This is a genomic window from Serratia sp. CY52157 (assembly GCF_052168495.1).
GTDB lineage: Bacteria > Pseudomonadota > Gammaproteobacteria > Enterobacterales > Enterobacteriaceae > Serratia > Serratia ureilytica.
Genome location: NZ_JBJNMO010000001.1, coordinates 549,011 through 560,898, shown reverse-complemented (window position 1 = coordinate 560,898; position 11,888 = coordinate 549,011). Strand labels below are relative to the sequence as shown.

At 59.0% G+C, this 11,888-nt stretch carries 12 protein-coding genes; 5 read left to right on the top strand and 7 right to left on the bottom strand.

Annotated features, from left to right (window positions below):
* Positions 1 to 10: 10 nt before the first annotated feature.
* From tyrS to anmK, 4 genes are all read right to left on the bottom strand, one after another.
* Positions 11 to 1,285, bottom strand: coding sequence for a tyrosine--tRNA ligase (gene tyrS, locus ACJ8IP_RS02810; RefSeq protein WP_033642931.1), 1,275 nt, complete (start codon positions 1,283 to 1,285; stop codon positions 11 to 13).
* A gap of 139 nt (positions 1,286 to 1,424) precedes the next feature.
* Positions 1,425 to 2,078, bottom strand: coding sequence for a pyridoxamine 5'-phosphate oxidase (gene pdxH, locus ACJ8IP_RS02805; RefSeq protein WP_033642930.1), 654 nt, complete (start codon positions 2,076 to 2,078; stop codon positions 1,425 to 1,427).
* 88 nt (positions 2,079 to 2,166) lie between these two features.
* Positions 2,167 to 2,469 (bottom strand): MliC family protein, encoded by a 303-nt coding sequence (locus ACJ8IP_RS02800; protein ID WP_004931294.1) that lies wholly within the window; start codon positions 2,467 to 2,469, stop codon positions 2,167 to 2,169.
* 45 nt (positions 2,470 to 2,514) lie between these two features.
* Complete coding sequence (gene anmK / locus ACJ8IP_RS02795; protein WP_442524296.1) at positions 2,515 to 3,636, bottom strand: anhydro-N-acetylmuramic acid kinase; 1,122 nt, start codon at positions 3,634 to 3,636, stop codon at positions 2,515 to 2,517.
* A 351-nt stretch (positions 3,637 to 3,987) separates the two neighbouring features.
* Between anmK and ACJ8IP_RS02790 the strand changes: the two genes are divergently transcribed.
* Positions 3,988 to 4,452: a glycine zipper 2TM domain-containing protein gene (locus ACJ8IP_RS02790; RefSeq protein ID WP_025159710.1), complete on the top strand. Its 465-nt coding sequence runs from the start codon at positions 3,988 to 3,990 to the stop codon at positions 4,450 to 4,452.
* Positions 4,453 to 4,544: 92 nt separating this feature from the next.
* Here the strand turns inward: ACJ8IP_RS02790 and slyA are convergent, their stop codons facing one another.
* The gene (gene slyA, locus ACJ8IP_RS02785; protein ID WP_004931301.1) at positions 4,545 to 4,976 is read right to left on the bottom strand and encodes a transcriptional regulator SlyA; all 432 of its coding nucleotides are present in this window, start codon (positions 4,974 to 4,976) and stop codon (positions 4,545 to 4,547) included.
* 180 nt (positions 4,977 to 5,156) lie between these two features.
* On the opposite strand from slyA, the gene ACJ8IP_RS02780 reads away from it, so the two are divergent.
* Genes ACJ8IP_RS02780 through ACJ8IP_RS02770 form a run of 3 tightly spaced genes read left to right on the top strand, consistent with a single transcriptional unit; the run spans position 5,157 to position 8,294 of the window.
* Entirely contained in the window at positions 5,157 to 5,393 is a 237-nt protein-coding gene (locus ACJ8IP_RS02780) for a DUF1656 domain-containing protein (protein ID WP_025159708.1), read from the top strand.
* 3 nt (positions 5,394 to 5,396) lie between these two features.
* Positions 5,397 to 6,260, top strand: a complete 864-nt coding sequence (locus ACJ8IP_RS02775) for an efflux RND transporter periplasmic adaptor subunit (protein WP_160204252.1) — start codon at positions 5,397 to 5,399, stop codon at positions 6,258 to 6,260.
* Positions 6,261 to 6,263: 3 nt separating this feature from the next.
* On the top strand, positions 6,264 to 8,294 hold the full coding sequence (locus tag ACJ8IP_RS02770; protein WP_197849654.1) for an FUSC family protein: 2,031 nt from the start codon (positions 6,264 to 6,266) through the stop codon (positions 8,292 to 8,294).
* On the opposite strand, the gene sodC is transcribed toward ACJ8IP_RS02770, so the two are convergent.
* The gene (gene sodC, locus ACJ8IP_RS02765) at positions 8,295 to 8,816 is read right to left on the bottom strand and encodes a superoxide dismutase family protein (RefSeq protein WP_033642927.1); all 522 of its coding nucleotides are present in this window, start codon (positions 8,814 to 8,816) and stop codon (positions 8,295 to 8,297) included.
* Positions 8,817 to 9,057: 241 nt separating this feature from the next.
* On the opposite strand from sodC, the gene ACJ8IP_RS02760 reads away from it, so the two are divergent.
* On the top strand, positions 9,058 to 10,902 hold the full coding sequence (locus tag ACJ8IP_RS02760; protein ID WP_033652595.1) for a polyurethane esterase: 1,845 nt from the start codon (positions 9,058 to 9,060) through the stop codon (positions 10,900 to 10,902).
* 60 nt (positions 10,903 to 10,962) lie between these two features.
* On the opposite strand, the gene ACJ8IP_RS02755 is transcribed toward ACJ8IP_RS02760, so the two are convergent.
* The gene (locus ACJ8IP_RS02755; protein ID WP_033652596.1) at positions 10,963 to 11,859 is read right to left on the bottom strand and encodes an aldo/keto reductase; all 897 of its coding nucleotides are present in this window, start codon (positions 11,857 to 11,859) and stop codon (positions 10,963 to 10,965) included.
* Positions 11,860 to 11,888 lie beyond the last annotated feature (29 nt).

The window sequence follows — 11,888 nt, the reverse complement described above, 5'->3', positions numbered from 1 at the left end:
AGCCTGACGCTTACTGCCAGTCCACCAGGCAGTAGTGTTTCTTGCCGCGGCGCAGCAGCGTGTAACGGCCAAACAGACGGTCCGCATCGCTGAAGCGGTATTCGGCATCCGACTGTTTCTCGCCGTTGATGGTCACCGCGTTGGAACCGATCATGGTGCGCGCCTGGCCACGTGACGGCACCAGTTCGGCATTCACCAGCGCCTGCTGCAGATCGGCGTCGCGCTCAAGTTTGATGGTCGGCATGCCGTCCTGCGCCAGCTGGGCGAAGTCCGCTTCGGTCATGTCATGCAGCGCGCCGGAGAACAGGCTCTGGGTGATGCGCTTGGCGGCCGCCAGGCCTTCCGCACCGTGCACCATGCCGGTCACTTCTTCCGCCAGCACGTACTGGGCGCGCGGCGCCTTGCCGCTGTTCTTGTCTTCTTCTTCCAGCGCGTTGATCTCTTCCAGGCTCATGAAGGTGAAGAACTTCAGGAAGCGGTAAACGTCGGCGTCGGCGGTGTTGATCCAGAACTGGTAGAACTTGTACGGGCTGGTTTTTTCCGGCGCCAGCCAGACCGCGCCGCCTTCGGTTTTACCGAACTTGGTGCCGTCTGCCTTGGTGATCAATGGCACGGTCAGGCCGAACACCTGCTTCTGATGCTGACGACGCGTCAGATCGATACCCGAGGTGATGTTGCCCCACTGATCGGAACCGCCGATCTGCAGCTCCACCTGGTGGCGGTTGTACAGCTCGGAGAAATCGAAGCCCTGCAGCAGGTTGTAGGAGAACTCGGTGAAGGAGATGCCGGAGTCGTCGCGATTCAGGCGCTGCTTGACCGCTTCCTTGTTGATCATCTGGTTGACGGAGAAGTGCTTGCCGATATCACGCAGGAAGGTCAGCACGTTCATGCCGCCGAACCAGTCGTAGTTGTTGGCCGCGATAGCGCTGTTGCTGCCGCAGTCGAAATCGAGGAACGGGGAAACCTGTTTACGGATCTTCTCCACCCACTCATTCACCGTATCGGTGGTGTTCAGCTTGCGCTCCGCCGCTTTGAAGCTCGGATCGCCGATGAGGCCAGTGGCGCCGCCCACCAGCGCTACCGGTTTGTGGCCGGCCAGCTGGAAGCGCTTCAGGCACAACAGAGGAACCAGATGGCCCAAATGCAAGCTGTCAGCGGTCGGATCGAAACCGCAATACAGTGCAATTGGCCCTTGCGCCAGTCGCTCCGCTAACGCTTCCTCATCCGTAACCTGGGCAACGAGGCCCCGCTCTTGCAGTTGTTTAATCAAGTTGCTGCTTGCCATCAATGACTCCATGTATAAACGAATGCACCTTTGCCGGTACACGGCCTTTCGCCCAGTGGCGAAATAAAAATTCAGGGTAGCGCATAGAATAAAGCGCCGGCGGCGTCAGCACCAGCGCTTAGAGGGGGATTTTACGTCTTCAAGGTGCCAGTCGGTCAATTTTCCAGTCATTCCCGTCCCGCTGATACAGGAAACGGTCATGCAGGCGGTGGGCGCCGCCCTGCCAGAACTCGACGGAGTCGAATTTCACGCGGAATCCGCCCCAGAAACTCGGCAACGGCACCTCGCCCTGCTGGAACTTCTGCTTCAACTCGAGGAATTTGCTTTCCAGCACGCCGCGCGCGGAAATGCGTGACGACTGCTGCGACACCCAGGCGCCGATTTGGCTGTCCTTCGGCCGGCTATGGAAATACTTCAGCACTTCGAGGGTCGACAGGCGCTCCGCCTGACCGAGAAAAATCACCTGACGATCGAGCATGTGCCAGGGGAACAGCAGGCTGATATGCGGGTTTTGCGCCAGCTGCTGCGCCTTGCGGCTGCCGAGGTTGGTGTAAAACACCAACCCCTGCTCATCGAAATGCTTGAGCAGCACGATGCGCTGATACGGCTGGCCGCGTTCGTCGACGGTGGCGACGCACATGGCGGTCGGATCGGCCAGGCGCGCGTCGCAGGCCTGTTTCAGCCAGCGCTCGAACAGCTCGAGCGGATTGGCGGTCAGATCGTTGCGGCGCAGGCCGCCTCGGGTATATTCACGGCGCAGGTCCGCAACATCAAACTCATTCTTTTCAATCATCTGGGTTATCGACCAACTGAAAAATCCGTCGTTACATTCTGCGCCTGCGGCGCCAGGAACTCAATCGCTCCGACGCCGCCGCTGACCGTCACTCCGTCAACACGCAGTCGCTCATGACTACCTTGCCGTTGCGCTCAAGATAGGCATTGCGGTCTTTCGACCAAAAAGTGTATTTGCCGTCGCTGTATTTGGCGCCGGTCAACGCCAACACCTGCTTGAGATGCAGCTGTTCGCCATCCATCAGCAGGCTGACTTCGCTCGCCTTGCCGTCGAGCGCCACCGTCAACGGCGTGGTGCCGCACTGGTAGTGCATCGTCTGGCTGCTCTGCGGCAGGATATAGCTGCAGCCGGACAGCGCCAGCGCGCCGGCGACGAAAATGACTTTTTTCATGCTGTTGCTCCTTAGAAAAATCCTTCACAGGCTATCCTAACAGAGCTAGCGCCCCCCGAATGGCAAAACCGGATAAATCCCACCCAGCACCGTTTCACGGCTGGCGCCGGTCACCGAAGGCAGGTTGCCGGCCTGGCCGGACAGCGTGCGAAACGCCAGCCAGGCGAAGGCCAGCGCCTCCATGTCGTCACCGCTGACGCCGCAATCGTCGGTCAGGCCGACCTCGGTGCCCGGCAGCAGCGCCGACAGGCGCGCCATCAGCAGCGTGTTGCGCGCCCCGCCGCCGCAGACCAGCAGGCGCTCACACCCGCCGGCCAGCTGCACCTGTTCGCTGATGCTGACGGCGGTCAGCTCCGTCAGCGTGGCATGCACGTCGACCGGCGCAATCGCCGGTAATCCGGCCAGCTGACGCTCCAGCCAGGCGATGTTGAAATACTCGCGGCCGGTGCTTTTCGGCGCAGGCAGCGCGAAGTAAGGGTCCGCCAGCATCTGCTGCAACAGCGGCAAACAGACGCGCCCCTGCATGGCCCAGCCGCCGTCCTGATCGTAAGGTTGTGCGCGGTGGCGCCAGATCCAGGCGTCCATCAGCATGTTGCCCGGCCCGGTGTCGAAACCGCGCACCGGCGCACCGGGCAACAGCAGAGAGAGGTTGGCGATGCCGCCGATGTTCAGCACCATACGTCGCTCGACGGGATGCCCCAGCAGCGCCTGATGAAACGCCGGCACCAGCGGCGCGCCCTGCCCGCCGTAAGCCATGTCGCGCCGGCGGAAATCGCCGACGGTGGTGATATTGGTCAGTGCGGCGATGCGGTTGTTGTCGCCGAGCTGCATGGAGAAACGCGCGTCGCCTTCCGGTTCGTGCCATACCGTCTGGCCATGGCAGCCGATGGCGGTGATATGATCCGCGTCGATGCCGGTTTGCTTCAGCAGGCCGAGCACCGCCTCGCCAAACAGCGTGCCCAGCTGTGCGTCCAACCGGCCGACCGCGGCCAGCGTGGTTTGCTGCCCCTGGCACATTCCCAGGATCTCTTTTTTCAGCGCGATCGGCATCGGATGGCTATAGCTGGCCTGCTGCGCCACCATGCGATCGTCAATCGCGGCCAATACCACATCGATTCCGTCCAGACTGGTGCCGGACATGACGCCTATATAGCGGCCTGACTTCATAGCAACATCCTCTAACCCGCACGGTAAGCAAATTTTATCCTGACAAATAAACCAGAATTGACGAATTAACGCCATGAATTATGATGCTTTTTTTACGCGCCGTGAGCCAGGTGCGTCGCTGTGGCACATTTTATGTGTTAAACCGTGCGTTAACCGGCAACGGAATGTCGGTGAGGCTGTCATAAAGGTAAACCGCGGTTTATTATTGGTTGAACAGAGAAAAGTTAAGCTGCGTGCAGCGATGAGGCATGGCGCTGTATCAACTTTCCGCCATACTTTGTCTATCATTTTCACTGAATCTTGCCTGGTGAGCATTGCCAGGTTATGGACTACTACCATCAGGAGTTTTATATGATCAAGCGTCTTCTCGTCGTTGCCGTCGCCGCCGTTACGTTGGCTGGGTGTGCCAATGAATCCATGTCCGGCGATGTCTACTCGTCCTCGCAGGCCAAGCAGGTGCAGAACGTCACTTACGGGACGCTGGTTTCCGTGCGTCCGGTTAAAATTCAGGGCGGCGAAGGCTCCAACGCCTTGGGGATGATCGGCGGCGCGGTAATTGGTGGGCTGTTGGGCAACACCGTTGGCGGCGGCACCGGCCGTACGCTGGCTACCGCGGCGGGCGCTATCGCCGGCGGCGCGGCGGGCAACAGCATCGGTGAAGTGGCCGGTCGTACCTCAGGCTACGAGCTGGAAATCAAAACCGACCAGAAAGAGAACATCGTCGTGGTGCAGAAAGCAGGCGACACCAAGTTCAGCCCGGGTCAGCGCGTGCGCATGGCGCGCATGGGCGACACCATCACCGTCTCTCCGCTGTAAGTCAGCAGGCGGCACACGGCAAACCGGAGGCAATCGCCTCCGGTTTTATTTCTGATGCTGTGAAACTGTAATCGTAGAAAATAAGAATATTATTATTTGTTCTGCAGTTCGGTGATATTTTGTTCTAACTTGCCAATCAGCCCTACCAACAGATGCACTTCGTCGGCGGTAATGCCGCTTAAAATCTCACTGCGCGTAGATGTGATCACACTGTCGACTTCCCTGATGATCGGATCGGCCGCTTCGGTCAGCTTGATGCGCTTCGCGCGGCGATCGTTGGCACAGGTGTGACGCGTGATAAGCCCCTTCTCCTCCAGTTGGTCCAGCGTGCGAACCAGTGACGGTTGCTCGATACCGATCGCCTTGGCCAGCTGGATTTGCGACTGCTCCGGCGGCAAGCGATTGATATTGTGCAACGTAACCCAATGCGTTTGGGTCAGCTCCAACGGCTTGAGCCGATGATCGATGAGCGCTCGCCAAACACGAACCAATCGTGCTAAATCTGAACCTAATGTTGACTCCACTTACCCCTCCTTATAATTAGCATGCTAACATTACCTCCCAGAGCTTAGACTATTTTGGGTAACTCACATTAAAAACACAAATGTATATAATGTATATTGTGGAAATAACCACTATTTTTAGCCGCTATTGTTTAATCGTTATGCAAATATTCAACATATTCACCCGTAGGGATTGTTAATGTGAATACATCATGGTTACACGCCTCATCGCCCTTACCCGATTTGGTCCTGGGGGCATCGCTTTATTTTCCACCCATATTTAAAGCTTTTTTGCTAGGACTGGTCTTATGGTTGCTGATTCATCAGCTGCTCAGGGACTGGATGTATTCCGGTGAAATCTGGCACCCCATGTTGATGGACCTGTCCATTTTCGTCCTGACCGTCAGCGGTTCCTTATGGATTTTAGCGAGTTGGTAACCCATGCAGCATAAAACATTAAAATACTTTTCTACGGTGATCGTCTGCGCCATTGCCGTCTGCGCCGGTTGGTGGCTCTGGAATTATTATATGCAATCCCCATGGACCCGTGACGGAAAAGTGCGCGCAGAACTCGTCAATATCACCCCTGAGGTTTCTGGAAGATTAGAGAAAATAAGTGCGAATGACAATCAATTCGTACCTGCGGGAAGTCTGATTTTTACCCTCGACCCGGTGCCTTATCAGATCGCGCTGAACAATGCCGAGGCCGCGGTGGCAAAAGCGCAATCGGATCTGGCCAAGGCGGACCATGAAGCCGCCCGACGCCGCGGGTTGCCGCGCAACGTTATTTCCGCTGAAGATTTGGATGAGTCCAATTTAGCCGCTCAGGCAATGAAGGCCGCCTATAAAGCCGCCCTGGCCAACCTGGAACAGGCCAAATGGAATTTGAGCAAAACTAAAATTTACGCGCCGACCGACGGTTATATCACCAATCTGCAGGCGCGGGTCGGGAACTACGCCAACGCCGGCACGCCTTTGGTCGCACTGGTGGATGTCCATTCGTTTTATGTACTCGGTTATTTCGAAGAAACCAAGCTGAAACATATAAAAGAAGGCAATAAAGCCGATATTGTCTTATATAACGGCAACACCCCGCTGCAGGGGGAAGTAGAGAGTATCGGCCGCGCCATTTACGATCAGAGCGTTGACAGCAACAACGATCTATTAATGGATGTTAAGCCCAATGTTCCCTGGGTGCGTTTGGCTCAGCGCGTGCCGGTGCGGATAAAATTGCTCAACGTGCCCGCCGATTTGACGCTGGTTGCCGGCACCACCTGCACCATTTCGATTCATCAGCGGAACTAAAGTGTGAACCTGCCCTTTCTGGAGTGGAGCCGTACCCCCTGGGGTAAGGCGACCGGCGGCCAATGGCGCTATGCGCTGCGCAACTCGCTGGCGATGTGTCTGGCGCTGTGGGTGGCGTTCGTGCTCGAGCTCGACGAACCCTATTGGGCGCTCACCTCCGCCGCGGTGGTCAGCTTCCCCACCATCGGCGGCGTGATCAGCAAAAGCATCGGCCGCATCTTCGGCAGCCTGGTGGGCGCCGCCGCCTCGGTGGCGATCGCCGGCCACTGCCTGAACGATCCCTGGCTGTTCACGCTGTTCATCGCCGCCTGGATCGGGCTATGCACCTATATCTCCAACCATTATCAAAACAACGTTTCCTACGCGTTCGCGCTGGCGGGCTATACCGCCGCCATCATCGCCTTCGGTACGGTCAACGTCACCGATACCCAGCAGATCTTCGATATCGCCCAGGCGCGGGTTTGCGAAGTGATCACCGGCATTCTGTGCGGCGGGCTGATGATGATGATCCTGCCCAGCACCTCCGACGGCGAAGCCTTGCTGACTTCGCTGCGGCGCATGCAGCAGCGGCTGCTGGAGCACGCCGCCATGCTGTGGCAGCCGGAGGTCACCGCGCAGATGCGCACCTCGCACGAAGGGGTCATCGGCCAGATCCTGACCATGAACCTGCTGCGCATTCAGGCGTTTTGGAGCCACTACCGCCTGCGGCGGCAAAATAACCTGCTCAACTATCTGCTGCACCAGCAGCTGCGCATTACCAGCGTCATCTCCAGCCTGCGCCGCATGCTGCTGAACTGGCCGGATCGTCCCGCCAATCTGATGCCGGTGCTGACGCAACTGCTGGATGAATTGCGCGATCCCGCCACCGATAAATATCGCTTGGCGCGCCTGCTCCAGCAGATCGCCCCGCAAGATGCAGCGGACTACCGCCATCGCGCCTTCTGGCTGCGTTTGCGTGATTTCTGCTGGCTTTATCTGCGCTGCAACCGCTGGCTGCAGCGATTGGAAAGCGCCACGGCGGTCAGCGATCTCCAGCCGCCGCGCGTCACCTCGCTGGCGCGCCATACCGACAGCTACGAAGCCGCCTATAACGGCCTGCGCACCTTTTTATGCATCGTGATCGGCTGCGCCTACTGGATCAACACGCAGTGGGACGCCGGCAGCGCGGCGCTGACGCTCACCGCCATCAGCTGCGTGCTCTACTCCTCCACGCCTTCGCCGATCAACAGCGTCAGCACCTTGCTCAAGGCGGTGCTGCTGCTCTCGGTCGCCTGCTTCGTGGTGAAATTCGGTTTGATGATCCAGATTGACGATTTCTGGGTGTTCTGCGCCTTCCTGTTCCCGATCCTGGTGACCATGCAGATGCTCAAGCTGCAGAATCCGCCTTATGCCGCGCTTTGGGGGCAGCTGATCGTCTTTATGGGCTCATTTCTGACCGTCAGCAATCCGCCGAGCTATGACTACCAGTCCTTTATCAATGACAACATCGGTAAAATTGTCGGTGTGCTGCTGGCCGGGCTGGCGTTTCAGATCCTGCGCCCCAGCTCGGACAAGCGAAAGAGCCGCCGTATTATCCGCGCGCTGCGCCGCGACTTTATCGATCAGTTGAGCAAAAAGCCGCAGCAGAGCGAAAGCCAGTTTGAATCGCTGATCTACCATCGCATCAGCCAGCTCAATCAAAGTCAGGATCAGGAGGCGCGCACCTGGTTGCTGCGCTGGGGCGTGGTGCTGCTCAACTGCAGCCATATCGTCTGGCAGCTGCGCGACTGGCAAACCCGCTCAGATCCGCTGTCGGCGGTGCGCAACGTCTGTATCCACTGCCTGCGCGGCATCATGACGGAGAAAGGCGTACAGCACAGTTCGCTGGACGCCACGCTGCAAGAACTGCTGCGCATGAGCAACACCCTGGCGCACCACCCGGAACAGGCGGCGCGCGATCTGGCCGGCCTGATTTGGCGGCTCTACTGCTCGCTGCAGCAACTGCAACAGGCCATTGGCCAGCCCGCCGCCACAGCGGCCGTCAGCGGCAGATGATCACTTGATCACGCCGCAGGCGAAGCGCTCACCACCGCCGCCGAGCGGCAGCGGATGATCCGAGTGATTATCGCCGCCGGCGTGCACCATCAGCGCCTTGCCCTCAATTTCACTGATTTTTTTCAGCCGCGGCGCCAACACCGGGTCGTTCGCCATGCCGTCGGCGGTCACATAGATGGCCGGCAAATCGCCCAGATGCCCGTCGGCATACGGCCCGAGGTGTTTCCCGGTTTTTTGCGGATCAAAATGCCCGCCGGCCGCCAGCGCCGCCACCGCCTTACCGTCCTTCATGCCCGGCTCGCAGCTGCCTTTCTCATGCACATGGAAACCGTGCACCCCAGCCGGCAAGGCTTTCAGGCTCGGCGTGAACAGTAAGCCGTAAGGCGTTTCGCTGATGGCCACTTTGCCGATATCCTGGCCGATGCCCTGCCCGGTCACCAAGTTCATCTCAACGTCAACCGTCGCCGCCTGAGCGGCCCCGCAGGCCATCAGGCCAAGCGCCGCATACCAATAACGTTTCATCAATCAGTCTCCTTAATGACTATATCGAGTTATCAGTATAGGAGAGCCAGCGCCAGCACTGTTAACCAACGCACAATCTCGCCAATTTGATTCGCGGGCCTAATATTTAGCACCAATAATAATTCTACCGATGTTGGTCCTCTGACCAGCTGTCGTTCGGCTAACGTTGTTTCCCTGTTTCCACCGCCGACGCGCGAGAGTTCACTTCCCGGCCAGGCGGCATACTTCATAAGGAACTGATATGGGCATCTTTAGCTATAAGGACCTGGACGAAAACGCGTCAAAGGCGCTGTTTTCCGACGCCTTGGCCATCTCTACCTACGCTTACCACAATATCGATAACGGCTTCGATGAAGGCTATCACCAGACCGGTTTCGGCCTCGGTCTGCCGCTGACGCTGATCACGGCGCTCATCGGCAGCACCCAGTCGCAGGGCGGCCTGCCCGGTCTTCCCTGGAACCCCGACTCCGAACAGGCCGCGCAGGACGCGGTGAACAATGCCGGCTGGTCAGTGATCGACGCCGCGCAGTTGGGTTACGCCGGCAAAACCGATGCGCGCGGCACCTACTACGGTGAAACCGCCGGTTACACCACCGCTCAGGCCGAGGTGCTGGGCAAATATGACAGCGAAGGCAATCTCACCGCCATTGGCATCTCATTTCGCGGTACCAGCGGCCCGCGCGAGTCGCTGATCGGCGATACCATCGGCGATGTGATTAACGATCTGTTGGCCGGGTTCGGGCCGAAAGGCTATGCCGACGGCTATACGCTGAAGGCCTTCGGCAATTTGCTGGGGGACGTGGCGAAATTCGCGCAGGCCCACGGGCTGAGCGGCGAAGACGTGGTGATCAGCGGCCACAGCCTCGGCGGGCTGGCGGTCAACAGCATGGCGGCGCAGAGCGACGCCAACTGGGGCGGCTTCTACGCGCAGTCCAACTATGTCGCCTTCGCCTCGCCGACCCAGTACGAAGCCGGCGGCAAGGTGATCAACATCGGCTATGAGAACGATCCGGTGTTTCGCGCGCTCGACGGCACCTCGCTGACCCTGCCGTCATTGGGCGTTCACGATGCGCCGCATACCTCCGCTACCAACAATATCGTCAACTTCAACGACCACTACGCGTCGGACGCCTGGAATCTGTTGCCGTTCTCCATTCTCAACATTCCAACCTGGCTATCCCACCTGCCGTTCTTCTATCAGGATGGCCTGATGCGGGTGCTGAACTCCGAGTTTTATTCTCTGACCGACAAAGACTCGACCATCATCGTCTCCAACTTGTCGAACGTCACGCGCGGCAGTACCTGGGTGGAAGATCTAAACCGCAACGCGGAAACGCACAGCGGGCCGACGTTTATCATCGGCAGCGACGGCAATGATTTGATCAAGGGCGGCAAAGGCAACGACTATCTCGAGGGCCGCGACGGTGACGATATCTTCCGCGACGCCGGCGGCTATAACCTGATCGCCGGCGGCAAAGGCCACAATATCTTCGATACCCAGCAGGCGTTGAAAAACACCGAGGTCGCCTACGACGGCAATACGCTTTACCTGCGCGACGCCAAAGGCGGCATTACGCTGGCAGACGACATCAGCACCCTGCGCAGCAAAGAAACCTCCTGGCTGATTTTCAGCAAAGAGGTGGATCATCAGGTGACCGCCGCCGGATTGAAATCGGATTCGGGCCTCAAAGCCTATGCGGCTGCCACCACCGGCGGCGACGGCGATGACGTCCTGCAGGCTCGCAGCCACGACGCCTGGCTGTTCGGCAATGCCGGCAACGATACGCTGATCGGCCATGCCGGCGGCAACCTGACCTTCGTCGGCGGCAGCGGCGATGACATCCTGAAGGGGGTCGGCAACGGCAATACCTTCCTGTTCAGCGGCGATTTCGGCCGCGACCAGCTGTATGGTTTCAACGCCACCGACAAACTGGTATTTATCGGCACCGAGGGCGCCAGCGGGAATATCCGCGACTATGCCACGCAGCAAAACGACGATCTGGTGCTGGCCTTCGGCCACAGCCAGGTCACGCTGATCGGCGTCTCGCTCGATCATTTCAACCCCGATCAGGTGGTGTTGGCCTAAAGAGCGACGTAAAAAAAGCCGGGCGCTTTCGCCGCCCGGCTTTCCTCTTTCTACCCCGTCTCAGGGCACGTCATACCCCAACGCCGCCTTGCGAATGCGGAACCACTGCTGGCGGTTCAGCGCCAGTTTCTGCGCCTTCAACGCCGAACGCACCCGCTCGATCTTGCCGGAGCCGATAATCGGCAGCGGCGAAGACGGCAGGCGCATCACCCAGGCGTAAACCACCTGTTCAATGGTCTCGGCGCCGATCTCTTGCGCCACCCGCTGCAGCTCGTCGCGCAGCGGCTGGAACTCGGCGTCGTTGAACAAGCGGCCGCCGCCCAGGCAGGACCAGGCCATCGGTTTGATGCGCAGCTGCTGGCACTGGTCGAGCGTGCCGTCCAGGATCGCCGGTTGGTGAATCGGCGAAATTTCCACCTGATTGGTGACCAGCGAGAACGGCAGACGCGACTGCAGCAGTTGGAACTGCGCGGGCGTAAAGTTAGAGACGCCGAAATGGCGCACCTTGCCGCTTTTGTGCAGCGCGACAAAGGCTTCGGCCACGTCGTCAGCGTCCATCAACGGATCCGGGCGGTGGATCAGCAACAGGTCGAGGTAGTCGGTATGCAGATGGCGCAGCGAGTGTTCCGCGCTCTGTACGATATGATCGCGATCGGTGATGTAGTGGCCGATCGGGTTGCCGGGCTTGGCGGTGGTGGCGATGCCGCACTTGCTCACCAGCTCCAGCGACTGCCGCAACGCGGGCTTCAGGCGCAGCGCGTCGCCGAATGCCTGCTCGCAGGCGTAACCACCATAGATATCTGCGTGATCGACGGTGGTGACGCCCAGTTCGACGTGCTGTTCGATAAACGTCAGCAGCTGCTGCGGCGACATGCCCCACTCCATCAACCGCCAGTAACCGCAAATCATGCGGGAAAATTCAGGCCCCTGCGGCGCGAGACGAATGCGTTCTACCATTGCGAAAACCTCATGACATTAGTTGTCAG